The organism is Rheinheimera texasensis (assembly GCF_964031785.1).
Lineage (GTDB): Bacteria > Pseudomonadota > Gammaproteobacteria > Enterobacterales > Alteromonadaceae > Pararheinheimera > Pararheinheimera texasensis_A.
In genome coordinates this window covers 497,145-523,514 of the sequence record NZ_CAXIRE010000021.1, presented here as the reverse complement: position 1 = coordinate 523,514, position 26,370 = coordinate 497,145, and the positions used below count along the sequence as shown (strand labels likewise).

The following is a 26,370-nucleotide window of genomic DNA, read 5'->3' as shown; positions in this document are numbered from 1 at the left end:
TTTTAAGCGGCAGTCATATCGACTGCCGTTTTTATTGATTCAAGGAGCAGAAGATGAATGCAGAACAGTTTGATATCAGCGTAGCAATAAGTTTGTGGCAGCAGTTACTCGGTGCTGACTATGTAATCACTGACAGTCAGAATCTGCATCTTGCTGCGTCGGCGACTTTGCCGACGAATTCCGCAGTCCTCGCTATTTTACGACCGGCGAAAGATCAGGTAGCAGCCACAGTCGCTATCGCAGGTGAACACGGGATCCCGCTTTATACCATTAGCTCCGGGAAAAACTGGGGTTACGGCTCGCGGGTGCCCAGTTCAAAAAGTGCAGTGTTGCTGGACTTGCGGCGACTGAACGAGATTTCTGACTACGACCCGGCGCATCATCTGGTGACCGTCGGCGCTGGTGTTACCCAACGCCAGCTCGCTGACTATCTAAAAGCGCAAGGGGGCAGCGATTGGATGGATTGTACCGGCTCACATCCTGACTGCAGTATTGTCGGTAATACCGTAGAGCGGGGCTTTGGCCATACTCCCTACGGCGAACACGCGAATTTTATTGGTGCTATGGAAGTGCTGCTGGCTGACGGCAGGGTAGTCAAAACCGGCTTTGGTCGCTTCCCCGGGGCGAAAGCTTGTGGCATGTACAAATGGGGGCTAGGACCGGCGTTCGATCAGCTGTTTTTACAATCGAACCTCGGCATCGTGCTGAGTATGACCATCTGGTTGATGCCAAAACCGGAGAAGTTTGTGGCATTTTACCTGTCGGCCGGCAGCGAAGAAGCGCTGGAACAAATCGTTGCGGCTTTGGTGCCGCTAAAACGCAGTGGTGTTATTACCAGTTTGCCGCATATTGCCAATGCTTATCGGGTGTTAGGCGGGATGCAGCAATATCCGTGGCCGCTATTTGATTCAGGTGCAACCCCATATCCAATGCCCGGTGGAGTTACGGAGCAGTTAAAAAAACAATGGCAAGTCGGAACCTGGAATGTTTCGGGTGCTTTGTATGGCACCAAAGAACAGGTTGCTAATGCCAGAGCGCAAGTTCGCAAAGCGCTCAAAAGAGTCAAAGGCGCGCGCTTGAACTTTATTAGCGATGAACTGCTGCGGTTCATTGAAATTTTCCAAAAACCTATCGCATTTGTTACCAGAATGGATTTGCCGGGAATGTTGAAAGTCCTTCGCCCGGTGCACGACATGATGAAAGGGCAGCCCAGCTCGCAGTTTTTAACCAGTTCATACTGGCGGATGAAACAGGCACCAGATGGGCAGTTTGATATGGATAAAGATGGTGTCGGCTTAATCTGGAGTGCTTTTGTCGCCCCGGCAGATCCGCACAATGCCAGAGAGTTAATGCAAATAGTCGATCAGGTGCTGCCGTCCTATGGCTTTGAACCTGCGGTGACCCTGACTTTGTTAAATGAGCGTTGTATCGACGCCGTTGTGAGTATTTCCTTTGACAGGAACGCATCAGCACCAAATGGAAAATCCTGGGACGAACAGGCTGTGATGTGCCGGGACCAGCTTTATCGGGCGATGTTTGAAAAAGGCTTTTATCCATATCGCACCGATGTGAACAAAATGGCAGAGATGACGCGTTTTGGTGACGCCACATATCTGAGTGTTCTGGCAGATTTGAAGCAGGCGTTAGATCCAAAAGGAATATTATCGCCAGGACGTTATATCGCAGAATCGTCAAAAAAATTTACAGAGACAAAGCAATAATATACAAGAATGATATTAAGTTGTTGATATTAAAGGTTAATTAAAGTTGGCACGTGAGTTGCTTTATATCTGTCAGTAGTAGTTTTAGCCTGACAGTCACTGGTAAGGCAGTTAATAATACAAGGTGGTAGTAACATGAAATTCAAAACTCTTTTATCAGTAAGCGCTCTGTCAATCGCTACATTCATCGGTTCTGCACAAGCTGCAATCATCCCGGCAATCGACTTCGCAACTAAGTCTGGCTGGTTAGCTGATGGTGTAAACTCTTCAAGCAAACAAGCCAACGGCACTGTTTACGACTGTGCTGCAGGCACTACAAGCGCAGCAAACGGCTGTGGTTTAACTTTCACTGGCGCAGCTGGTCTGCCAAATGCCTATGACACAGTGACCTGGGGTTCAACAACTGCAAAAAGCGGTTTAAACATTGTTTCTCAGTCAGGTACTCTGGTCACAAACGGCGCTTGGGTTCAAACTGGTTTAATCACTCACTCAAACAAAACCATTCCAGCTGGTTCACGTTCACTGTACACCTTAGACCTGGAAACGCTGTTCACGCTGGTGAATCCACCACTGGGTTCAAATTCAGCCAAAGTTGGTATTACGTTCAATGAAACACCGAACGTACCAAATCCAGCGAACTGCCCAATCCCACAACTGTCAGGTACAGGTTGTGACGACACATTCCTGATTAATCTGAACCTGCCAGCGATTAAATTCGCAGTGGGTAAAGAAAAATACACTATCACTTTCAAACTGAACCCACTGTCAGGTGTTACTCAGTCAGTCGTGAACCCAGATGGTTCTATCGTACTGGTGACTCGCGAAGGTACAGTGAACCAGCTGGAACTGTTAGCTCAGCTGACCATGTCAGAAGTTTCTGCGCCAGCGACAGTTGGTATGTTAGGTCTGTCTCTGGTGATGTTAGGCCTGCGTCGCCGTAACAAAAAGTAATTCAGTACAAAGATTGTTCTGAATTTGAAAAACCGGGCTGAATGCCCGGTTTTTTTATGCCAGCAATTATTCCTGGCTGAGTCGTCGATAACACTGGACTAAATCTCCCGTTACTGTGCATTTTGTTGGTGACCCTGAAGGTTCACTTTCGCGCCTTATTGCAGCTATCTCATGGTATAACCGACCTGCTTGCCGGTTTTGTGCAGCAAATTGCCAGCTGCAATTGCAGTGTTTGCTGTCAAAGCCAGACGTCTCAGGGCTATCTGTGTTGCGGCTTCTCAGATGTCAGACAACACGACGCCAGCTAAGCAACCGGAGCCTGAATGTCGCGCCAGCCAACTGAGACTGCCTGCGAAATTGCGGCTTTTGAAGAACTTGCAGCAACATAGCCATCAGGCAGAGTTGATAGCCCGTTCAGGATAAAGGTGAGAAAGTGTTCATGTCAGATGAGGGCAAACAAAAGAAAAAAGGCTGCACAGGGCAGCCTTTGATGCGGGGTTATCGTTGTATCAGTTCAATTTCGCCTTTAACGCATTAACCTGCGCCGCCGAAATGGACTTATCACCGGTGATCTTGTCTAAAATGGCTTTGGCCTTGTCTTTCTCGCCTTTTTTAATCAAGGCATCCGCGTAATTCAGTAAAACTGACGGGTGGTCTGGTCGGACTTTCAGCGAGTCTTCAAAACGTTGGATAGCCTGTTCCACTTTACCTGATGCCAAGAGTACTGCCCCATAAGTATCCAGCACGTCTGGATTGCGCGGGGCCAGTGTCATGGCTTTTTCAATATGGGTTGTCGCTTCAGCTAATTTGTTGGATTCCAATAAGGTCCAGGCCAGATTATTCAGCACAGCCACATTCTCGGGTTCTTTGCTCAGCAACTGGCTAAACACCTCAATAGACTTTTGCTTATCACTTTTCAGTAATAAATTGGCATAAAACAGCTGTAACGGACCGTCGTTTGGCTTGGTCGTGAAATGTTGCTCGACAAACTGTTTAGCTTTATCCAGCTCACCACTGCGCTCGTAAGTATCAGCAATCATCAGCGCGGCCATCGTCGACTGACTTTGCTGATAGCTTTCATTTAACGCCACCAACGCTTCTTTTGGTTTGTTATCCGCCAACAGAATACGGCCTTTGATAAATTGCACATCGGCTTTGCCTGCTTCCTCAGCAGGTAAAGTTGCCAGCAGTTTTAATGCTTCGGCATGCTTGCCGTTCTCAGCCAGTAATTGCACCTGAGTACCAAACAGCACTTTATCGTCTGGTGATTTTTTCAGTTCATCGGTGGAGACTGCCAGCGCCTTCGCCAGTTGTTTATCCAGAATCAGCGACCGGATATAGCTGTAAACAGATTCCCGGTCTGCTGAATTCAGCTGATACCACTGCTCTGCGACGGCTAAGGATTTTTTGATGTCTTTGTTGACCACCCGCTCGTGTTCAATCAGCAACGCCCAATGTAAGGCGTGACGCTCAGCAACGGGTTGCTTACCTTCTTCCAGTACTGTTAATGCCAGCTCCTGCTTTTTCTGATCAACCAGCATGCGGGCATACAAAACGGCCACGTTGTAGTTGGCCTTGTCGGAATTAAATAAAGCTTCAGCCCGTTGCAGAGCAAGGCTGTCGCTGTCCTGACGAGTCAGGGCATACAGCTGTTCCAGTGCCGGCAAATAGGACGGGTGTTTATCCAACAATGTGGTTAATGTTGCTTTTGCTGCTGCGGGGTCTTGTTTCGCTTGTTCCGACACCGCTTTTAACAGATAAGTGAAAGGTAAATCGCTGTTGGCGGCGACCGCATCAGCGATATATTTCAGTGCCTTTTCATCCTGATCTTGTTGCAGCGCAATAAAAGCCAGCATGTTTAAGCCCTGGACTTTCATCGCATCGTCTTTTAACCATTCAGTGGCTAAGGCTTCGGCTTCTTTGAATTTGCGTTGCTGCAGATAAGCTGATGCCAGTAACAATTTAGGTTGTTGCTCTTTTGGTGCCAGTTGGGCGGCTTGTTCCAGCAGCTGCAGACCCTGCGCTTCCTGACCCGGGATGCCGAGTTTAATCGAGCCAATCGCAATCAGGTCTTGCCCGGATTTTTGCTCAGAACCGGCTTCATATTTATTGATCAGCTCTTCCGCCGCGCCATTGGCACGTTGTTTCAGCAGCTGGAACGCAGTAGCCGTGACCAGCTGTACATCGTTGGCGGCTGATTCATTTTTCAAAATTTGTTGCTGGGCAACGTCAGTGTTGCCACTTTGCAACTGCAGTGCGATAAACAGTTTCTGCGCCGGCGGGTAGCTGTCCAGCTCACCGCGTACTGCTTGTAAGTGATTCAGTGCCTGATTAGACAGGCCCAGTTGAGAGGCTGCCAGCGCAGCCATTACTCTGGTACTGACCGAACTGAGCCCTGAATTAATGGCTGTTTCACTGTACTCTTTGGCTTTCTGGAAATCCTTGGCTTCAAAGGCAATGACTGATTTCAGATAATTGGCCAGCGGTTGTTTCGGGAAAAGTTTCAGTAACTTATCAAGCTCAGCACTAGCTTCAGGAAACTTGTTTTGCGCGACATAAGTCTGTGCCAATAACAACCGGGCCTGATGACCGGAAGGATTCAGTTTCAGATACTGCTGAAAACTGGCGATTGAGGCGTCAAACTGCCCCAGAATATTCTGTAGTTTTGCTTTTAATAACAGGCCTTCGCGGAACAACGGGTTTTCAGTTGGGATCTCATTTAAAGCAGCCAGCGCCGCATCATGTTTGCGGTCCATAATTTGTAACTGCGCGGCCGCCATCGCTTTAATACCGGCATCACTGTTAGACGACAAGGCTTGCAGCTCGGCTTTTACTTCGGCCGCTTCGGCCGCTTCAATGGATGATAAAGCCTGATATAAACGAATGTAATCCTGATTCAGCGCCGACAAGCCGGCTTCTTTGCCAAGACTTGCCAGTTCCGGGAATTGACCGGCCAGGAAAAATGCCTGCGCCATTGGCAGGGCCAGTTCGTTCAGGTCGGCACCAAATTCTTTGGCTCTTTGTAGTTCTTTGCTGGCCGACAGGCCATCACCGACTTGCAGGTAAATCTGCCCCAGCGTCAGCCGGACTTTGGCGTTTTCCGGTTCTTGTTGCAAGGCTGATTTCAGTTCAATCACCGCAGCCGGATATTCTTGTTTGTTGATAAAATTTTGCGCGTCCTGCAGATGTTGTGCAGCGTCTTTTTTGCCACAACCCTGAGTGACTAATGCCGCCAGAATACAGCTGACCAGAAGTGTTTTTTTCATTTGTTTAATCCTTTATACAGCGATGGCCGAACTTAGATGCCGGTCGTGTTGTTAATTATCAGATTGGCGAAGCCTAATTTAGTTTTTCCAGTAAAAATTGGTACAGCGATGCAGTGCTGCTGAATAACTCAGCGCTGAGTTCGGCATCGTCAAACACGATGTCAAACTGATCTTCCAGCAAGGTCAGGATGGTCATAATACTGCTGGAATCGAATTCAGGAATGGCCCCTAACAAAGGCGTCTGCGGGGTGATCTGCTGGTGTGGCCCCAGGACGCTGCGCAGAATTTGTTCAAGCATCTGCCAGGTCTGAGTTTGTTGGTCCCTCATTGTGAACTCCAATGGACATCAGATATTTGCTCAATGTACTCTACCACAGATTATTTAACGGCAAAGTGTTTTGCCGCCGGAAAAATCTTGCCATTAATCAGTGAAATGGCTTGTTCCGCAGTGGTGGACTAACTGGACTTGGCATGTTGCAAACGGATTCTCTGCATGGCTTATTAATGCTGGCTGCAAAGCGCTGGCCGCACCATCCGGCGTTGGAAGATCAGGCTGGCAGCCTGAGCTTTGTGCAAGTGTTGGCCGAAGTAGGCCAACGGCGGCAACAGCTGGCTGGGGCAGGGTTAACGGCCGGTGACCGGCTGTTGTTGTTATTACCGAAACAACGTGAACTGGTGATTGAGCTCTTTGCCGCCTGGAGCCTCGGCGCTATCGCTGTGCCGGTGCATCAGGGCCTGAAGTTGCAGCAGTTACAGCATATAGTCGATGACTGCCAGCCAAAGCTGTTAAGCATGGCGCCGCTGCGCAGGCAGCAACTGGCGCCTGATTTATTGTTACCGCCGGGCGCCGCCTGGTTTGACCCGGACACAGCTGACAAGAACCTGCCAGATCAGAAGCATCAAGATAGCCGCGGTTGCAGCAGCTTGCCGGCTGCTATTTTATATACCTCCGGCAGTACTGGTCTTGCCAAAGGCGTGGTGGTTTCGCAGCTGAATTTATTGTTAGGTGCAGTGTCCGTCAGTCAGTATCTGCAGTTGCAACAACTGGATGTGGTGTTAGCGCTGCTGCCGTTTAGTTTTGATTATGGTCTTAATCAGTTGTTAAGCGCCTGGACAGTCGGTGCGACTGTGGTGCTAACCGATTATTTGTTGCCACAGGACGTGGTGCGGCTGGTGCGCCAACATCAGGTGACCGTACTGGCCGCAGTGCCGCCGCTGTGGTCGGCGCTGGCGCAGGCGAAATGGCCGGACAACAGCGCGGACAGTCTGCGGCTTTGGACTAACTCCGGCGGCGCTATGCCACCAGCGCTGCTACACCGGCTGCAACAGCTGTTTCGCCAGGCACAGCCTTTCCTGATGTACGGCCTGACCGAGGCGTTTCGTTCCACTTATCTGGCGCCGGAGAAACTGGCGCAAAAGCCGGATTCAATTGGCCAGGCCATCCCCTTTGCCGATGTGCGGGTGCTGCGGCCCGATGGCACTGAGTGTGATGTTGATGAGCCGGGTGAATTAGTGCACCGTGGGCCGCTGGTGAGTCTGGGGTATTGGGGACGGCCCGATGTCACTGCCGAGCGCTTTAAACCCGATCCGTTACTGCCGCCTTCAGTGCTGCAAAGACCTGCCGCAGTCTGGTCTGGTGACCAGGTGCGCCGCGATGCCGATGGTGACCTGTTTTATATTGGCCGGCTCGATGAGATGCTGAAATGTTCTGGCATCCGCATCAGTCCGACCGAGATTGAACAGCAGTTTTATGTGCTGGTAAAGGACGTGACCGATGCGGCGGCGATAGCGGTGCCGCTTGCCAATGCGGATAACGCTGTATTGTTGGTCTTCAGCTCGGCAGTTAAGCAAGACTGTGCAGCAATTATGGCGGCGCTGAAACAGGCTTTACCGGTTTATATGCAGCCCAAAGCAGTGTTGCAACTGGAACAATTACCCAAAACCGTCAATGGTAAACTCGACCGCAAGCAGTTAAGTATCACTTATAAGGAATATTTCAGTGCCGGTGAGTGACAAAGTAGACAATAGCCAGCTCAGTGCTCAGCCGCAGTTGGCCGCAGCGCTTGGTGCTTTTTCCTCTGTGGACGGCATGCTGTGTATTGGTGGCAAAACGCCGGCGCAAATCGCGGCAATGCTCGATGCCGAAGTATTTTACGCCTATGACCGAATGGCTTTGCAGCACAAAGTGGAGCAGCTGCGCCATGCTCTGCCGGGCGCAGTTAAACTGCATTATGCGGTGAAGGCGAATCCATACGGGCCTGTGGTGCAGCAGATGGCGGGCCTGGTCGATGGTATGGACGTGGCGTCGCGACGTGAACTGCTGCTGGCATTACAAAGTGGTATGCCGGCTTCGCACATCAGCTTTGCCGGCCCCGGTAAAACCGATACCGAACTTGCTGCCGCTATTGCTGCCGGTTGTGTAGTGCATCTGGAATCGGCCACTGAAATGCGCCGGTTGCAGCGGCTTTGCCGGGCAGCAAATACCACAGCGCAGGTTGCACTGCGGATCAATCCGGAATTTGAACTCAAAGGCGCCGGCATGAAAATGGCTGGTGGTGCCAAGGCATTTGGTATTGACCAACATCAGGTATTTGCGCTGCTTGATGAAGTCCAGCAAGGCCCGCTACAGCTCATCGGCTTTCATTTGTATTGTGGCTCACAGAATCTGCACGCCGATGCCATTTTGCAAAGTCAGCGGCAAAGCCTGCAGTTGCTCACGCAATTGCGGCCTTTATGCGCTGATTTACGCTTTTTTAATCTGGGCGGTGGTTTTGGCGTGCCGTATTTCCCGGCGGACAAACCATTAGACCTCGATGCGGTCGGTGCTGGTATGCGCGGCCTGCTCGATGAGTTCGCCGCAACTATCGCCGGCCTTGAAATAGTGCTGGAGCTGGGGCGTTATCTGGTGGCTGATGCCGGCGTTTATATGAGTCGTGTCATTGATATCAAAACCTCTCATGGCTGCACTTTTGTCGTGACCAATGGCGGTCTGCATCATCATCTGGCCAATTCCGGTAATTTTGGTCAGGTGGTGCGGCGTAATTACCCGGTACTGCTGGCCAACAAGCTCAATCAACCGGTGGCCGGCCCGCTGCAGGTGGTAGGCCCGCTCTGCACGCCACTGGATGTATTAGCAGATAAAGTGTTGCTGCCTGAGCCTGCGATCGGCGACTGGTTTGCTGTGCTGCAATCCGGCGCTTATGGTGCCAGCGCCAGCCCACAGGGTTTTTTAAGTCACGGTGCTGTGGCAGAAATATTGTTATGAAACACTGGATAGATGGTGTGTTGGTCGGCAGCAGCGGAGGCTTTGATGCGTAAGTATTTTTATTGGAGCGGGGTGCTCGCTAATCTGGCTTTGCTTGGGGTGTTGCTGATTTGGGCGCGCAGTATATATTGGCTCGGCTTGCCGTTACCGCTGTACAGTCAAAAAGTAGCGGCTGACCTTCGGGTCAATTATCCGAGTGTGGCTTTTGTCGCACCTTTGTTTGATTTTTTCGGCAGTTTTGAGCAAAAAAACTATTATTTCCGCGAACTGGACCCCACCCAGTGGCATGGCGCCGGTGCGCGGCCGGATTTTACGCCGGTGCAACAAGGGGAGCTGATCGTCGTCGCTGATACCGACAGTCTGAAAAAAGCCCTGAGCAGTGCCAAACCGGGTCAGCAGATTATGCTGGAACCCGGCGTTTATGCTTTTGAACGCACCTTTGAAATGCGTCAGGCTGGCACGGCGGAAGCGCCAATCCGGCTGACCGGACGGCGCATGCATCAGGTGCAGTTGTTGCTCAAAGGCGAGGGGCTGTTGTTACTGGCTCCGCACTGGCAGTTTGAGAACATCAGTTTTATCGGCAATTGCGATACCCATGACAGCTGTCAGCATGCGCTGCATATCAGCGGCAGAGCCAGCGACGTGTTGATCCGCAATAACAGCTTTCGCGATTTTAATTCCGCTATCAAGGTCAACGGCCTGAAGGGGAACTATCCGGACCGCGGCTTGCTGGAGAGCAACACGATTTACAACACCAGCCCACGTAAAACCAAAGGCCCGGCCACGCCGGTTGATATTGTCGCCGCCAACGACTGGGTCGTGCGCGCCAACTTTATCTTTGATATCCAGAAAAACGCCGGCGATGAAGTCAGTTATGCCGGCTTTATCAAAGGCAATGCCAGTGGCGGTGTGTTTGAACGTAATCTGGTGATGTGTGAAGCCAATTTAAAAGGCGGGCGCCACAATGCGCTTGGCCTGTCGTTTGGCGGCGGCGGTACCGGTGCGGCGTATAATCGCGACGGCGTGACCGGCACTGAAACCACCGGCGGCGTGATGCGCAACAATATCATTCTGCATTGCCCGAATGATGTCGGCATTTACCTGAACAAAGCCAAAGACAGCCTGCTGGAAAACAATATTGTTTATAACACGGTCGGGGTGGATGTGCGTTACAGCCAAAGCAGCGCGTTGCTTGTCAATAACGTCATCAGCGGCCGGGTCAACAATCGTGAGGGCGGTCAGCATCAGCTGGATAGCAACCTGATTGTGGCGCGCGATTTTTTCACCGGCCGGGATGAGCTCAAAGATTATTTTGCCGCACCGGATTTAGCCGATTTCAGCTGGACACAAGCCTATCCGGAGCAACCAGCCGAGCAGCGCAATGCCGATGGTCAAATCAGTGATTTTTGTGGTGCCTTAGTACAAAAGCCCTATCTGGGCGCTTTTGCCGGTGAAGAATTTTGCCTGAAACCTGGCCAAACCCCCTGATAGCCCGGCAGGGTGTGCTGCTTTGACAAAATAATGCAGAGGCGCCGGTCGGCTGGTTCAGCCCGGCAGCCGGCGCAGGAAGTCGACCGATGCCTGCATCAGCGCAGCTAAATGCCCTTCGCCGCTCAGCGTGTGATTGGCGCCTGCAATCTCCAGACATTCAGCCTGTTGCCTGAGGTGCTGTAAATCGGTTCTTTTCAGCAGTTCAGCACACTCCGCTGCAGTTAAATCCGCACCGCTCAGCGTTAAATGCAGCGGGACTGTTAATTGTTGCCAGTGCTTGATGGCCCGCAGCACTGCCTGATCCGGGCTCAGTGCTGGCAAAGTAGTTGACGCTACTGCTGATTTAGCAAGCTCAGCCGTCTGATTGGCTGAATCGTTGCCAGGGCTACTGGCCTGCCAAAAGCGCCGCAGCGCAGCAACACTGGTTTTGAGGTTCAGCCTGCCAGTCAGCAGTTTTTGCCAGAACTCTTTACTGATAAGCCTCTGCAGATAATAAAACTTCAGCATAGTGCGGGCATGGTTTTGCTGCAGCCGGCACCAGGGATTGAGCAACAACAAGGCATCCGGTTGCAGGGCAGGACTGGCCAATAAAGCCGCTGTCGCGCCATCACATAAACCAAATAAAACCAGACGGCGGTGTTTGCCAAACACGCGTTGAAGTTCAGCCGGCAACGCCGTCAGATAACGACCGTGGTCGATAAAATCGCCAGGCTTGCCTTCAGCATCGCCAAAACCCGGAAAATCAAAGCGCAGGCTGGCAAAGCCTGCCTGTTGCCAGTGCCGGGCTAGTTGCTGCTGCATGCGGTGACTACCGGCTTTGGTCTGTGCACCGCCGTTTATCATCACAATCAGCACATCGGACGCTGCTGCAAGGTAAATGCCCAGGCTTTGTTTGCCACACAATTGCAGCGAAATGATTTGGGGCACTGTGATATTCGCTGTGATATTTGCCGTAATGCCTGTTGCGATGCTATCGGTGGGCGCAGGCGTGACGTTGTTGACCTTGCTTGTCGGGCTGTTTATTGCAGCACTGCCTCTGAGCACTGCAATAGTCGCATCCAGCAAAGCCTGAGTATCAACCGGTTCCTGACTCAGCCAATAGGGCTGGCCGTTCACAGCCTGCATCAACAGATTGGGATGATTTTGCTGTAGTCTGAGGCTAGCCGGTGAGAGCTGCCCGGTCAGCGTCGATTCAAACCAATACAACTGACTGACATCTGCCGGCAGCTGAGTGTTCAGTGTCAGCGCTTCTGACTGCAGCGACAGCGGAATTGCATAACCTGCGACAGACAAAGTATCCGCCGGGTTTGTCGCTGTGTTTGCCGCCGTAACACCAGCTTGACCACCAGGCTCGCCAAACTGCTGCAGACGCTGTAATTGCTGCCAGAAGCGCTTTGTATCTAATTGCGGCTGCCAGAGTAACACTTGTCCGAGTGGCAGGATTTGTCTGATGTCGGCCAGCCAGTCCAGCAACAATGCCGCCGCAAAACGGCAGCCCAGCAGATGCACCTGCCGATAGCCGGCCAGCTGTGGCAAAAAGCTCAGCATGTCCTGTCGCCATTGCTGCAGCGAGATACTATGAAAATCACCTTCACTGTCACCGGTGCCGTAAAAATCCGGTAAAAAACAGTCGATGCCGGTAGCGGGACCAGCAGCAGTGCCCGCTGCCGTCATCGTGTCGGCGAGAGTTGCGGCAAGAGTGGCAAAAACCCGGCGACAGCAATTCATTTCTTCAGCAAAAGGCGGCAGTATCAGCAGTGCTGTGTCGTTGTCGTTGTCATTGTCGTTGTCGGCTGCGCGCCAGCGCGTCAGCAGCCACAGGCCTTGTCCGCCCTGAATATATTCGGCATCCAACGTGAACCGCGGCGTCATGGCACTTTGTTGATTCAGGTTCAAAGTTTGCTCCGAAGCTGTTGCAGCCGGGTTTTGAGGCGCAGCACTGTAAATTGCAGCAAAGCTATGGGGTTGTTCAGGCGGAATGCCGTCACCCGGTACAGCGGGCTGCAGCTATCCATCCACTGCGCTTTGTAGGCATCATCGCCGGTCAGGAAGTCCAGTGTATGCACCTGGTCCTGCGCCATCACATAATCAGCCATTGCGGCGGTCAGCACAGTGCCGGGGGACAGCGCGTCAAACTGCTGATCCTGTGCCAGTTTATAAATGGCCGCGACGCCGCCGGCGACCAGCCAGCACTGCACTGCGACCGGCTGCTCTGCGATATACAACACGCCTAAGCGCAGTGTGCCTTGGCTTGATGCCTGTTGCAGCAACTGATTAATAAAATCCGGGGTCGGTTCGGCCGGTTTCCAGCTGCGTTGGTAGACCTGCCAATAATGTTGCTGCAGTGGCTCGCTGATGACAGTTGAAATGCTGATTGTGGCGCCGAGCTGGTCGAGTTTTTTCTTCTTGCGGGCTATGGTATGGCGCAGCTGCGAACTGCGTTTTGACCAATAATCCGCCGTCGATGCCTGCCAGTTTTGACTGATCGGCACCGCCAGCAGCCCCCAGCCAGGAATTTGGGCGTCCTGTAACAGGCTAAGTTCTGTGGCGCTGACTGGCTCCAGCTGCAGTTGCCGACATTTGGGCAAGTGCGCCGTCAGCCGCTGAAAACATTGTTGCCACTGCGCTGGGGGGGCAGGCGGTGTTGGCCCTAAAGCACAGCTGTAATAGTTGCTAAGGCTTTTGGCTTGCAGGCCGTGGTCGTCTGAATATAACGCCAGTTGCCAACAGCCGGGTGTGTCTGATTCAGCTTGCAGGTAAAAATAATCGCTTTCTGCCAGACCAACAAACCGCGCCAGCGCCTGATACCAAAGGCCCCGTTGCTGCCATGGCTGCAGTGAGGTCATGGCCTGGCTGGCATCAGCTTGCTGCTGAGGCGCGGCCTCAGGCTCTGCCATAGGCCTCTCGCAACTGACGGTCCAGTCGTCGTAATGGCAGGTTCACCCGCGTTGGACCAATCTGATCGGGCCGCACATTCAGTTCAATCATTTTCGGGCCATCAGCCGCAATCGCAACATCGACGCCGGCGATATGTACGTGTGGAAAAGCGCGCAGTGCCTGACCTGCCAGCTGCATACATTCCTGCCAATAAGGCAGCTGCACGCCGGCGATTTGCGCACCAGAGTCCGGATGTTGTTGCAGCAATCGCCAGGGTTCAAGTTTGTTAAAACCAAACTCCAGGCGACCCGTGGTGATATCAACCGGGCATGACAAACCGCCGCTGGTGGTGTTGTCAACCAGACTGCCTTTTTGACCTACGCGTAAAAAGGCACAGGCGACTTCTGTACTGCCCGGCAGCTGATAAACCCAGATACGTAGTGTATTCACCGACTGCGGATGAAACTGCGCCACCACCGGATGCTGTTCCAGATAATGTTCAATGATGTAACCGTCCGGATTCTGCCGGGCCTGCTCCCACCACTGCTGCAGAGTAGTGACAGCATTGCTGAACGGATGTTCAAACCAGACATCGTCGGCGTTGGTGCAGACTCTAAAGGCGCAAAAGCCAGCGCCACCAAAACCTTCGACCGGTTTTAAGCAGATTTTCTGGCCGGCTAACGACCAACAAAGCTCACGGAAATCAGCAAAGCTTCGCAGCGGCGCACCGGAAGCGCAAACGCCGGACTGTTGATGAAAAAAAGCGATAAATTCAGGCGTCGGTACTTGCTGTAACGTCAGGACCGCTTTTTCAACGACCTTGTGCTGTGACGTTTTCTGATAAGGCCTGGCGTTCCAGCGGTCAATCATTGCGTTGTATTCTTTGCGGTTGGCATGTTCCCATTTGTCCGCAAACGGAATTTCCGGTCGCCAGAACCGGCTTTGTAAATACGAGCCCGGGCCTATGCCGCGAATGGCCAGCAACAAACTCATTTCCAGTAACTGACGCCACTTGGGTAACTGCGGTTCCTTCAGCTGGTCCAGCGCCTGCCAGCAGCGACGGATATCATGGATAACTTTTGTCAAAACAGATCCTTGTGAGCACTACACAGCGAACAGCGATATTAACTGAAGTGAAGGAAATTGAACAGGCTGGCCCCGGCGCCGGGCGACGCGGCAAAAACGATTGCCGCGCTGGCTAAACTTAATCGATGATGACAGGGTCAATACTGCTGACCCTGTGGCATAATAACGCCGGAATGAAGCATCGGAGCGAAGGATGACAAGGCTATTACTGAAGATCGGACAGCTGCTGTTCGGGTTAACAATGTTGTCCGGTTGTGGCGGCGGTGGTGGAGCTGCAACGCCGGCACCAACCCCGGTAGTGACGAATAAAACAGTACAGCTGACCATCAATGGCACCGGGGCAGTGCGCCTCAGTGATGGCCAGACTTGCCAGCAAAGCTGCACATTAACGGTCAGTGGCACCAGCCTTGAACTGACCCCACAGGCCGCCGAGGCCAGCCAGTTTGACAGCTGGCAACAGGATTGCGCCGGCACTGGCAGCTGCCGGCTGGATCTAACCACTGTCACATCAGCCAAAGTCGTTGCCAGTTTTGTACCCCGTAATATCGATATCCGCCTCAATTCTCAGGCCGGTGGCAGCATTGATTACAGTGCAGGCTCGGTGCGCGGTTCCTGCAGTGACAGTTGCACAGCAACTTTTCCCTACGGCACTACAGTGTTATTGCAGGCAAAATCAACCGCTTATCATGATTTTGCCGGTTGGCAGAATGTCTGTATCAGTACGGCCACAGTGCCAAGCTGCGAGTTTATCGCCCGCGAGGCTATTAGTCTGACCGCCAAGTTTGTCAGCCGCCAGGTTGAATTACGCATTATCGTCAGTGGTCAGGGCGAGGTCAGCAGCGCGGCGCTCGCTGCACCATGCCGCGGTGATTGCGCGGTGAAAGTCAATGCTGGTAGCGAAGTCGAGCTCAAAGCCGTACCTGATGCCGGTCAGAGTTTCAGTGGTTTCAGCGCGCCTTGTACCACGGCCACCCCCTGCAAGCTGACGATGGATGCCAATAAAAGCGTCAGTGCCGGTTTTGTCGCCGATGCGGTGGCGGATGGTGCGAATTATGTCACAGTCTCCAATCCTACCGACCAGCCCATCAGCAATCTGCCGCTGCAATTTGCCCGGCCTTTTGTTGAAGGCGAGATCAGCCAATTACCGCAGCTGAAACTGGGCGATCAACTGCTACCGACTCAGGCCGATGTCAAACAGCGTCACGCCGATGGCAGTGTGCGCCATGCCATTATCAGTGTGGTGGTGCCAGAAATCCCGGCCGGTGGCAGTGTGCGGCTGCAATTTGTCAATCAGGCGGTATTGCCCGCCCAAAGTGGCTTGAGCGCACAACAAATGCTCAGCGACGACTTTGATTTTGACGCGCAAATTCAGGCGACTTTTACCGGAGCCCAGACTCAAATCCGCTCAGCCCGGGATATGTTAAGCCAGGGCAAATTCAGTTATTGGGCTCAAGGCCCGGTCGCCACCACAGTGTTGATTGCCGATCACAGTGTCGAGCGTAGCGCTGATTTTGGCAGCGACGCCCATCGTTCTGTGCGGCCGTTGTTTTACGCCACTTTCTGGCCCGGCATTAAAAAAGTGCAGGTGCGTTTTGTTGGCGAAATCACCAATACACAGGCCTTGCAGGATCAAAGTTATGATCTGACGCTGACCGGTGGCTGGAAAAATCCGCAGCAACTGTACCAACAAACTGCAGTGCCACATCAGGCGATGACACGCTGGACCCGGCAATTCTGGCTGGGCACGCCGGTGCCGGTAGTGTCGCTGAATCATCAGGTCGGTTACCTGGTACGCACCAAACTCATTCCGAATTTTGACGCCAGCCGGAAAATTCCGGAATCGACTATCAGCGCCCGGCATAAATCCTGGCTGACGGCGGACAATAGCCTCTACGGCGGCGGACAGTGGCAAAAAGCCATGGCGACGGCTGGCGGCCGCCAGGAAATTGGTATCTATCCATCCTGGACAGTGCGCTGGATATTCAGCGGCGACTGGCGTTTAGCTGAGATTGCTATGCGTCAGGCCGAAATGAGCGGTGGCTGGCCTTATCATGTGCGCGAAGGCGACCCGGAGCGGACTTTTGATGAAGCTAAAACCGTCTCTGGGCTTGGCCGTATTTTATCAATTAACCAGGGCGGCCGGCCGACGGCTTGGCTGACGCGGATTGACTGGCACGAAATTGTCGCCAAAGACAAAATTACTCCGGTCGCTACGCTTGGCACCACGCGCTGGAATCCGGATGTGGCGCATCATCCGGATATGAGCTCAGCGCAATATCTGCTGACCGGCGACTATTATTTCCTCGAGCAAAGCTGGTTCTCCGCCGCTTACACCACGATGGACAACAACGCCACCGCAAAAAGCAGCACGCTGGGCCGTGGCCCGACCGGCAGTGAAGGTGCTTTGTACGCTGACGAATCACGTGCTCAGGGCTGGGCGCTCAGAACCCGAGTACACACCGCATCTATTACGCCGGATGGCCTGCCGGAACGGTTGTATTTTGATACTTTAACGCACAAAGCGCTGGCGCTGTGGGAAGGGCTGTTTAATGTACAAAACCCGAAACAGGCTTATCCGGAGCTGTGGAACTTCGCCCGCAACACCATAGCACCGAAAGAATTCCCGAACAGCAAAGGTGTGCCTTCACCACTGGGGCAGTGGAGCCATTCGGCAGCGCGCGACACCAGCTACACCGATGAGTTTTACGATTACACCAAAGCGGCCGGCGGTTCTTCGCCCTGGATGGCGCATCTGGTGATTTTAGCGCTGGGCCGGGCAGAAGAGCTGGGGTATCCGGCCGGGCCAATGAAAGCTTATGTCGGCCAGATGCTGACCGGGCCTGCGGCCGAGCCCGGTTTTGCGCTGGAACTGTTATCGGCTTATCGCCAGCCTTCTATCCGCCAGCCGGATGGTTTGTGGTTTGACAGCTGGTTAAAAGTGCAGGACGCTTACCTGCCGGCGTTCCGGATTGATACTATTGCCCGTTATCAGGCTGAAGTCGTGGTGGATGAAGAGTTTGGTTATAACTCAATTGTCTGGGGCACGTCGTCTTATCTGCTCGACCTGCCAAACGGCGACAAAGTGTTTAATTTTTACAATGCCCGCTTAAGTAACAAAACCGATTTTAACGGCAACCCGAAATGGGCAATTTTGCCGCGGAAAAAATAGCGCAGGGCCAAAGGCGGCAAAGCGGAAGAACACGCAGAAGGAGTAGCGGGTGACGGAACAACAACACAGTATCAACGCCGGTTACAGCAGCCGGCTGATTGCACCAGAGATGCTGGTGCACTGGACCGATACTGAGTCAGCGCTTTGTGTGCGCGATCACTGGGTGTATCGTTATCACTATCAAAGCGGTGCCTTAACTAAAGTTTGCCGCGTCCCGGCGCAGCAACAAAGCTTCACAGGCCGCATCAAAGACGCGCTGGCGCGCAGCGCTTTGCTGCAATGGCTGCGGCCGACTGCCGGCCTTGGTCATGTGCATCAGACCCGCCGCGGCGATATCGTGATTATTTATGACCGGATTTATCTGTACCGCGCCGGGCAAAGCGGGGTCATCGCCAGTGCGCAGACTCTGGCACTAACACCAAAAGCGGCGCCGCCGCTGCGCGGTGGCATTGCTGAACATGGCGTCAGTGGCAAGTTGTATTATGGCGAGTACCTCAATGGCCACAGCAGAGACATCCGCGTCATCTGCTTTGACCCGGCGACGCAGCAGCAACACGTCTGCTGGCAATTCAGCCGCAGTGAAATCAAACATGTACACGCCATTCATTACGACCCATTGCGTAACCGGTTGTGGTTATGTAGCGGCGACACCGACGCAGAATCGGCGATTTATTACAGCGACGATGAATTTGCCACTTTGCATTGCCTGGGCCGTGGCAGTCAGCAGTGGCGGGCTATTGCGCTGTGGTTTGACGCCAATGGCATCGAATGGGGCATGGATGCCGGCAAAGACGCACCGGCTGAGGCGATGAACCAGCTGTACAGAGTGGAGCTTGACGAGAGTGGCGCAGCGGCCGGTGCACCAATGTTATTGCAGCAAGTCGGCAATCCGGTGTATGCGGCGCTGACCGGTGCAGACGGCAGTGTCTGGCTGCAAACGACTTATGAACCGGGCCGCTTGCAACCCACGCCGGAAACGGCTGCGTTGTGGCACAGGCCTGCTGATGGCGGCTGGCAACAATTGCTAAGCCTGGATTATCAACATCAGCCACGGCGCGGTGTCAGCAAATATGGTTATCTGCTGCTGCCGAAAGGCACAACGCCGGCGGGGCAGTTATTGTATTCCCCGGTGAATTGTCAGCCTGGCCATTACGGTTTGTATTTACTGCAATCGACATCTGCTTAAAACCGCCTGTGCGGCAAAAGACACAGGCTGCAACAAACTTAAATTCTTAGCGGTTTGGCCGCAGCAGTGGCGCCAGACGTAACAGCAACACCCCCTGTTTCAGTGCCAGCACGCCGCGTTTCACCGCCGGTTTAAACAGATGCTTGCGCTGCTCGGTCAAAGTGCCGAGGCCATAAGTGACGGCCGCCACCAGCGCCAGTACCGCCAAAGAGGTACTGATGCTGTTGGCATCAATCGTCATATTGTGCTCAATGGTTTTCATCACCGGCGCGTGCACCAGATACAGCGTGAAAGTGTAAGACGCCAGCAGCGTGATTGGACGCTGGAACTGCATCAGCCAGTTCAACCGGACAAAACGGGCGCCATAGAGGTGACTGAAAAACAGCACACAAACCAGATAATCCGAGCCATATTTGGCCGCGCTGCCCAGCGACAACTGCGCAAATGGCCACAGCTGCTCGCCAAGCGCTATCAGCACTTTGTCGGTTTCAGTGAATTTGTACAGCGGATACAGCACCAGCGGCGACAGAAACAACAACCAGGCCAGCCATTGTTTTGGGGTTGTGTGCTCGATGAGCCACAGCAATAACACACCGGCGAGCCAGATCGGGAACAATAACCAGAGTTTGTAGCCCACCGCCAGCAATAACACAGTGAACAAAATCACCCGTTTTAACCCACGATAAAAAAACAGCAAGGCAAACAAGGCGTAATACCACACCTCATAACCCAAAGACCAATACGGCGGTACGGTAAAAGGCTGTTCCGAGATGGTCCAAATTTCGCCTAAAAAGGCCAGATGAAAGGGCAGATAAATATACAACTTGGCGTATTGATACAGGCCGCTGTAGTTATCCGGATTAAACTGCAGGCCAATCAGGTCAACACAAACCGCCAGCAATAACACTGGTACTGCGACTGAATAAATCCGCGTGGCGCGAGCTGTGATGTAATCCGACAGCGTGATTGGCGCTTTGTTGGCGGTGTAAAAAATCACCAGACCTGACAACACAAAAAACACAATGACGGCGTCACGGCCGTTGGTTGGGATCAGATAACTGAATTGCGGCGCCAGAATATTAAAATCAATGAGATGGGTAAGGACCACGACGACCGCAGCGATAAAACGGCATAGATCCAGATACAGTGAAAACTGCTTATCCATTCATCTTCCTTACTACCAACACTAATTTCACTTTCAGACGCCGTGCATCTTCTTCATGTGCTACCAGCCTGTTACAGACGCTTAAACCGGCGTTTTATCCGCTGCAGCAAAGCCTGAATTCCCGGCAGCGGGTCGGTCAGCCGCCGCACAGCCGCAACCTGAGTATAATCGCTGCACTGATCGGCAGGCGCGCCGTGCGCTAAGGCATTGGCGTCGGCAATTTCATCAAACCACACCACGTTGTTGTGAGCGCGTACCGCTGGCGTCGGCTCACCGGCAAAAAACGCCACGATAGCCGCCAGCAGATTGGTGCCGGACAAGGTCGCGATTTCATGCTGATAATCGGTGCGGCCGACCGTCGGCTCAATCATGTAATAACCGCCGCGGTTGGCATCAAACTTAAATTCCATGCCAATCAGGCCGGTATAACCAATGGCACTGACAAACTGCGTGGTCAGCGTTTCGAGTTCTGCCGCCGCTTCCGGCGCGCTGGTACAGGCGGCGGTGCCACCGACCTGTAACGGCCAGGAGCGTAATTTACGGCCGGTGAAACTTTGCACCAGCTTGCTGTGTTGGTCGTAAAACGCCAGACAAAAATAAATGGCGCTGTCCGGGCCTTCCAGCCATTCCTGCACAATCATTTCGCTGAGCACAGGTTCAATTTGCTGGTACAAAGTGGCGACTTCTGCTGCGGACTGGACTTTATAGGCTTTTTTAAACTTGCGGCTATAGGCTTCGTTTTGCTCCAGCGGCTTAAACACACAAGGATATTGCAGCGCTGCAATGGCGGCTAAATCTGCCGAGCTGTGTAACACCACGCCTTGCGGCACCGGGCTGCCGGCTTGTTGTGCTGCTTCGGCAAAACCTTCTTTCGATTGCAGAGCCACCAGTTGCGGATGCGGGCAAAATAAAAACTGATAAAAAGGCGCCAGGGCGTCGCGCGCCGCACTGACATGCAACACGGTTTTTTCTTCGGTCAGCAATAACACCGGTTTAACGCCGGCAAAGGTCGGCGCCAGCGCTAACAAGTCCTGCACTATGCCGGGCGCTTTAGTATCAGCCACCAGCTTTTTCTGGCCAAAGCGGCTGTGCCAGGCCGGCGCATTGGGTGAGTCACATAACAGTGTCAACTGACAATGCGGCAATGAACGCAACACACCTAAAGCATTGGCACTGCCGCCAACGACCACCACCTGAGTTCGTTGCATGATCATTGTTCCTTTAATCGGGTAAAAGGCCAGCGCTGTAGCTTGGCTGGTTTGACGCCTAATTCAGTCAGCACTTCGTAGCAATCCCGCAGCCCGCTCTGGCGCACATAGACCAGATAAAAACCATAAGCTGAAATACCGGCGACGGTTTTTAAGATGAGTGTCAGCAACAGCTGCTGCGGCAGATAATGATAACAACCGAGCTGAGTCAGCCAGACCACAGCCGCCATAAACAGACAAGCTTCAATCGGCGTTTGCAGCGCGCGCAGGTAACGACGCAGTGAGAAATCCAGCACGCGGCGGGCCTGATAAAACAAATAAATCGACGACAGCGGGTAGGCGATGACCATCGCCAGCGCCACGCCCGGCAAGCCGCCAAATACCGCGCCGATGTAGACACTGAGCGGAATAGTTACAGCACACAAGGTGGTGTATTTCGCGGTGATATTGGGTTTGCCGATTGAAATAAAGGCCTGAGTGATCAATGGGTCGACTGACTTCACCAGCCCAAGCAAACAGAGAATTTGCAGGATAAATACCACGTCCAGCCAGTTATCACCCAATAGCACCGGCACCAGTTCTGCAGACGTCAGGCCCATGCCGGCCATGATCGGAAAACCCATCAGCGCAATCCCTGAGGTCAGCCGGCGCAAGGCGTTATCGAGCCGGCTCAGGTCGGTTTGCATCCGCGAGAACAGCGGCGCGGCGATTTGGATCACCAGGCTGGTGATGTACTGAGTTGGCAGTGACGATAAAGTCGCCGCCATCGAATAAATGCCCATTTGCTGCGCACTTAACACCTTACTGATGATCACGGTTTTGGCGTTATTGTAGAAATACCAGGTCAGGCGCGAATAGGTGACAGTGACGCCAAATTTCATCAGGGCGCGGGCGGCACGTAAATCGCCGATGCGGCTTGGCCGCCACTGACTGAACCAGAAAATACTGCAGGTTTTAAAAATCTGTGAGGCTAAAAAGCCCCACACCAGTGCCCAGGCTTTAAAGCCAAACCAGGCCAGTAACAGCGTGACCACGCACTGCAGTAAAATCATCGCAAAATCGATGCCGGCATAGAGTTTAAAGCGCATGTCCCGCGCGATCAGCGCATCCGGCACTGTGGCAATAGCGCCGATGATAAAGCTCAGCGCCACCACCTGCAGCATGTCGCTGAGCACCGGATAACCGAAATAACTGGCTAAAAATGGGCTGGCAGCATAAAGGCCGGCATAAAGCGAGGCACTGATCAGGATCGCCAGCGAAAAAGCGCCGTTTAATTCGGCCTGACTGATATCCAGCCGGTGCTTGATGGCGCTGCCAAGGCCAATTTCGTTAAAAAAGCCGATAAAGCCGACGACGACCATCACCAGCGCCATCAGACCATAATCTTCCGGGGTTAACAGCCGCGCCAGTAACAGCGTATTGACGAAAGAAATCAGTTTGGCTGCGCCTTTACCAAGCCCCAGATACATCAGGCCTTGCAGCGTTTTATTTTTCAGTTGGTCCACACAGGTTCCACAATATTAAGGTTGTTGGTTCAGCAGTTTTTGACAAAGCGCCATAAGTTCCACCGTGCGCTGACGCCGGCTAAATGGCTGGGCTTGCGCCGGGCTCAGGCCCGGTTGCGGCGGCTCAGTGATAAGACGCTGCAGCGCCGTGGTCAATTCAGCCTGCTGCCAGGCCTGCACAGCGTTTGGCATGGCCAAACAGGCCTGCGCTGTGGCGCTGTCCGGCGGGCAAATAGCCAGCAGCGGTTTGCCACTTTGAATGTAGTCGTACAGCTTACCCGGGACCTGATAGTTAAAAATCTGGTCCTGAATTAACAAATTGGCCGAGCATTGCATCATCTCGGCTTGCGCCTGCATAAAAGGCACTGCCGGCAGAAACTCAACCAATGCGCTGATGCCAAACTGCGCCAGCGTGGCGGCAAATTGCTCCGGCTTGGCACTGCCGCGGAACTTCAGCACAAAATTATCTGCACGAATCAGCCCTTGTTGCTGTAAGTCGGCGATAGCACGGAAGATGCCGCTGATATCACGACCATTGCCGTACAAAGCGCCGCTGTAGAGCAAGTTGAATTTATCCGGTGTCGTCGCTGGCGGTAAATCCAGCGGCACAAAGCCATTTTCAATGATCTGAAACTTGGCTGGCGGTTCGGCCGGGTAGAGGCTGCGATACAAGCCGGCAGCCGCCTGACTGGTCGTGACCACAGCGCTTGCCTGCGTGATGACCTTGCGCTCGAGATAACGCATCAGGCCATTAAAGTGCTGATAGGCCGGATTGTAATGGCATTGCAGCGGGTCACGAAAATCGGCTACCCACGGCTTGCCGGTTTTTTTGCTGAGACTGCGGCCAATCAGATGGGTGGTCAGTACCGGGTAGGTGGACCAGATTAAATCGATGTCATGTTCACGTATCAGCTGCTGGCCAAGCGCGACGGCACTGAAATACCAGGGCCAGTAACGATCTGGCACCGCCGCAACAGCCGGCGAGCGGCCAAACAGTGAAAACAGTTTGCTGGCGTCTGTGGCTTTACTGCGAAAGATGCGGTCTTGTAGCAATGGCGAAATCTGCAGTTCGTGGTCAAAGCGCTGATAAATATCTGCGCTCGCTGTTAACACATAAGGCTCTGCGCCCATTTCTGCCAGATATTCGGCGAAGCGGTAAGGCCGCTGCACGCCCGCGCTGCGTGCCGGCGGCATCTCAAAAGCAATCAATAAAATTTTCAGCGGCTTGGCCATCAGTTCGCGACTCCGAGCACGCGGCGCACCAGGTCGCTGAAGCCGGATAATTCCGCTTCCAGTTCCAGCCAATGTACGTCTTCACCGTCCAGAATTCGGCGGATTTGCAGCACATCAGAACCTTGCTTGTGCAGGCCAATGTGGGTGGTTGTTGCGGTCTGTACGCCATTTTGTTGCAACAACGGCAGATGCGCCGGCTGATATTCGCCGCTGGGATAACAGAAATGCACCAACGTGGAGGGTGCAGTAAATTGGGCCAGCCACTGGCGGTTCTGCTCGATTTCAGCCGCTAAGGCTACCGCATCCAGCGGGCTGCAATGGCGATGGGTGTGCAGCTGCAGCTCAACATTGGCTTGTTGCAGGCGGCGCAGCTCATCAGCATCAAGCAAACGGAACAGCGGGCGGCCTTGTTGATGTAACGACACCTGCAGCTGCTCAGCCAACTGATACAGCACCTCAGCGCGTGAGGCGGCCTCCGGTAACTGATCAATCATCTGGCAAATTTGCCGGACCAACGCCGCAGCGTCTGGCGCCGGCAGGCTGGCGTCAAGCGACGCATCGACTCCCGGCACTTTCAGGTGTAAGGCGCTGGCTGTGGTTTTCCACAGCAGGTACGACACCGCGACATTCAATACCGGAATTTGTTTGTCGGCATAATAACTGGTGACATACAACATCAGCGGAAACTTATGAAGAGCCAGCGCATCGCCGACTAATTCCGCCGTGCCGGACCAGCCATCGTCCATCGTCAGCGCCAGCTGCAGCGGCCGCTCTGGATGAGCCAGGCCTTCGCTTAAGGACACAATCTGATAGCGGCTGTTGGCCAGATATTTCAGCCGTGCCTGGAAGGTTTGCGGCGTCATAAACAGTTTTGGCCGGAACAGGTGCTCGTCGGCATAGGCAAAACCGTGATAACACAGCACACGCAGGTGATTGCGGTAGAGATAACGGCACAGCGCAAACACGCCAAATAGCTCTGCCAGCTTTAACAGGGTTAACTTAATTTTTTTAGACATGCTTGTCCCAATTCAGTCAAAAATGCCTTGGTATTGAGCCAGGCCAGCCGCCTGTCACCCGGATAATTCAAATCTGATTTAACGCCCGGATGGATAAAGTACAGCAAAAAGCCGACTGCGCTTTTTAACTTGGCTACAGGCGCCACCTGCGGATCTTTTAATTTGGATAATAAATAACCAAAATCGGCCGGAAAGGCGTGGCGTACAGTGATGATTTTTGTCAGGCGCTGCGCGGTGTCCGGCGTCTGCCCCTGTAAAAACGACTGCAGCTGGATCACCGGAAAATGCAGCCCGGCGTGGATATCCAGATTGAGCGCAGCCCAGTACCGGGAATTCAGTTCGATAAAATCAAAAGTCTGACTGGCAGCGTCCCACTTGTACTCAACCATGGCCGGACCATTCCAGTTCAATGCGCGCATCCGCAGCACCGCATCTTCATACATCGGCTGATGCCACCAGCTGCTGCGCAGCGAGGTCAGGCCGCCGCTGTGCGGATTTTCGTGGCTGGCGACCGCCATCGATTCGGCCAGAATTTTGCCATCCTGCATCAACAGGTTGACGGTGGCTTTCACGCCGCTGCTGCAATCCTGCAACAGCACTTTGTCGAAATCGGCAAAAGCCTCCAATACCGCCTGCCGCGCCTCTGCCACTGAGCGCACTTTACGCACCAGCGCCTGGTCACCTCGTTTGGCGTAAAAGCCATCGCCTTTGACAAAAAACGGTAAACGCCATTGGCTGAAATCCACTGCATCCAGTTCCGCCGGCTGATTCAGTACCGCAGTGCGCGAGATATGCTGACGTAGTCTGTCATCGTCACTTTGCAGAAATTTGTCAAACACCCAGACTTTGGATAAACAGCCGTAGACCAGTTCTGGATCTGCCGGAATGGCCATCAGCGGGCTGAACTCAGCAAAACAATGGCGAATAGCCAGCAAAAAGCCTTCACTTGGGATAATGGCGGCAATCTGCTGCGTGCGGATGATATCGCGCAGCCAGGGGAGATAATTGCTGTCGTCATAAGGCGGGCACCGATAGCTGGCGCTGGCAAAAGCCGACTGGCAGCCTAAAGCGCCGGCTTTGCTCGAGGCGGCATGCACGGCGTAACCATGTTGGCCTAAGGAGCGGATCACGCCGATGGCGCCCATCGAGTCGGCCTGCGGCACTAGTATCGCGGCTTTGCCTGTTGGTATGGCGGCTTTGCCGTTAGCTACCGCGGCCATGCCTGTGGTCT

18 protein-coding genes are annotated in these 26,370 nt (G+C 53.4%); 7 read left to right on the top strand and 11 right to left on the bottom strand.

The annotated features are described in order from the left end of the window. Positions 1-53: 53 nt before the first annotated feature. Positions 54-1,721: an FAD-binding protein gene (locus ABNT34_RS13865; RefSeq protein WP_348732598.1), complete on the top strand. Its 1,668-nt coding sequence runs from the start codon at positions 54-56 to the stop codon at positions 1,719-1,721. A gap of 135 nt (positions 1,722-1,856) precedes the next feature. Then, positions 1,857-2,672: a THxN family PEP-CTERM protein gene (locus ABNT34_RS13860; protein WP_348732596.1), complete on the top strand. Its 816-nt coding sequence runs from the start codon at positions 1,857-1,859 to the stop codon at positions 2,670-2,672. 509 nt (positions 2,673-3,181) lie between these two features. On the opposite strand, the gene prsT is transcribed toward ABNT34_RS13860, so the two are convergent. Then, positions 3,182-5,938, bottom strand: a complete 2,757-nt coding sequence (gene prsT / locus ABNT34_RS13855; protein WP_348732594.1) for an XrtA/PEP-CTERM system TPR-repeat protein PrsT — start codon at positions 5,936-5,938, stop codon at positions 3,182-3,184. Between the two features lie 73 nt (positions 5,939-6,011). After that, complete coding sequence (locus tag ABNT34_RS13850) at positions 6,012-6,266, bottom strand: acyl carrier protein (protein WP_031565358.1); 255 nt, start codon at positions 6,264-6,266, stop codon at positions 6,012-6,014. Positions 6,267-6,409: 143 nt separating this feature from the next. Between ABNT34_RS13850 and ABNT34_RS13845 the strand changes: the two genes are divergently transcribed. From ABNT34_RS13845 to ABNT34_RS13835, 3 genes are read left to right on the top strand one after another with little or no spacing between them, the layout of a single operon-like run. After that, a complete protein-coding gene (locus ABNT34_RS13845; RefSeq protein ID WP_348732591.1) occupies positions 6,410-7,951 on the top strand; it encodes an AMP-binding protein in 1,542 nt (513 codons plus the stop codon). Beyond that, the gene (locus ABNT34_RS13840) at positions 7,944-9,203 is read left to right on the top strand and encodes a pyridoxal-dependent decarboxylase, exosortase A system-associated (protein ID WP_348732589.1); all 1,260 of its coding nucleotides are present in this window, start codon (positions 7,944-7,946) and stop codon (positions 9,201-9,203) included. Before ABNT34_RS13845 ends, ABNT34_RS13840 begins: the two co-directional genes overlap by 8 nt. Before the next feature lie 45 nt (positions 9,204-9,248). Further along, positions 9,249-10,691, top strand: coding sequence for a right-handed parallel beta-helix repeat-containing protein (locus ABNT34_RS13835; protein WP_348732587.1), 1,443 nt, complete (start codon positions 9,249-9,251; stop codon positions 10,689-10,691). Between the two features lie 57 nt (positions 10,692-10,748). Here the strand turns inward: ABNT34_RS13835 and ABNT34_RS13830 are convergent, their stop codons facing one another. From ABNT34_RS13830 to ABNT34_RS13820, 3 genes are read right to left on the bottom strand one after another with little or no spacing between them, the layout of a single operon-like run. Then, positions 10,749-12,590, bottom strand: coding sequence for an alpha/beta fold hydrolase (locus ABNT34_RS13830; protein WP_348732586.1), 1,842 nt, complete (start codon positions 12,588-12,590; stop codon positions 10,749-10,751). Then, entirely contained in the window at positions 12,587-13,591 is a 1,005-nt protein-coding gene (locus tag ABNT34_RS13825; protein ID WP_348732584.1) for a GNAT family N-acetyltransferase, read from the bottom strand. The genes ABNT34_RS13830 and ABNT34_RS13825 overlap by 4 nt, the downstream gene beginning before the upstream one ends. Further along, positions 13,578-14,657 (bottom strand): sugar-transfer associated ATP-grasp domain-containing protein, encoded by a 1,080-nt coding sequence (locus ABNT34_RS13820; protein ID WP_348732582.1) that lies wholly within the window; start codon positions 14,655-14,657, stop codon positions 13,578-13,580. The genes ABNT34_RS13825 and ABNT34_RS13820 overlap by 14 nt, the downstream gene beginning before the upstream one ends. A gap of 193 nt (positions 14,658-14,850) precedes the next feature. Here ABNT34_RS13820 and ABNT34_RS13815 point away from each other — a divergent pair, with 193 nt between their 5' ends. Beyond that, entirely contained in the window at positions 14,851-17,826 is a 2,976-nt protein-coding gene (locus tag ABNT34_RS13815; protein WP_348732580.1) for a hypothetical protein, read from the top strand. Positions 17,827-17,875: 49 nt separating this feature from the next. Next, on the top strand, positions 17,876-19,012 hold the full coding sequence (locus tag ABNT34_RS13810; protein ID WP_348732578.1) for a hypothetical protein: 1,137 nt from the start codon (positions 17,876-17,878) through the stop codon (positions 19,010-19,012). 46 nt (positions 19,013-19,058) lie between these two features. On the opposite strand, the gene ABNT34_RS13805 is transcribed toward ABNT34_RS13810, so the two are convergent. From ABNT34_RS13805 to ABNT34_RS13780, 6 genes are all read right to left on the bottom strand, one after another. Beyond that, the gene (locus ABNT34_RS13805; protein WP_348732576.1) at positions 19,059-20,177 is read right to left on the bottom strand and encodes an acyltransferase; all 1,119 of its coding nucleotides are present in this window, start codon (positions 20,175-20,177) and stop codon (positions 19,059-19,061) included. 71 nt (positions 20,178-20,248) lie between these two features. Then, on the bottom strand, positions 20,249-21,385 hold the full coding sequence (locus ABNT34_RS13800; protein ID WP_348732574.1) for a hypothetical protein: 1,137 nt from the start codon (positions 21,383-21,385) through the stop codon (positions 20,249-20,251). A gap of 2 nt (positions 21,386-21,387) precedes the next feature. Further along, positions 21,388-22,890: a lipopolysaccharide biosynthesis protein gene (locus tag ABNT34_RS13795; protein ID WP_348732572.1), complete on the bottom strand. Its 1,503-nt coding sequence runs from the start codon at positions 22,888-22,890 to the stop codon at positions 21,388-21,390. 15 nt (positions 22,891-22,905) lie between these two features. Then, a complete protein-coding gene (locus ABNT34_RS13790; protein ID WP_348732570.1) occupies positions 22,906-24,123 on the bottom strand; it encodes a glycosyltransferase in 1,218 nt (405 codons plus the stop codon). Then, positions 24,123-25,139, bottom strand: a complete 1,017-nt coding sequence (locus ABNT34_RS13785; protein WP_348732568.1) for a polysaccharide deacetylase family protein — start codon at positions 25,137-25,139, stop codon at positions 24,123-24,125. The genes ABNT34_RS13790 and ABNT34_RS13785 overlap by 1 nt, the downstream gene beginning before the upstream one ends. After that, entirely contained in the window at positions 25,118-26,359 is a 1,242-nt protein-coding gene (locus ABNT34_RS13780; protein WP_348732566.1) for a hypothetical protein, read from the bottom strand. The genes ABNT34_RS13785 and ABNT34_RS13780 overlap by 22 nt, the downstream gene beginning before the upstream one ends. Between the last annotated feature and the right edge of the window lie 11 nt (positions 26,360-26,370).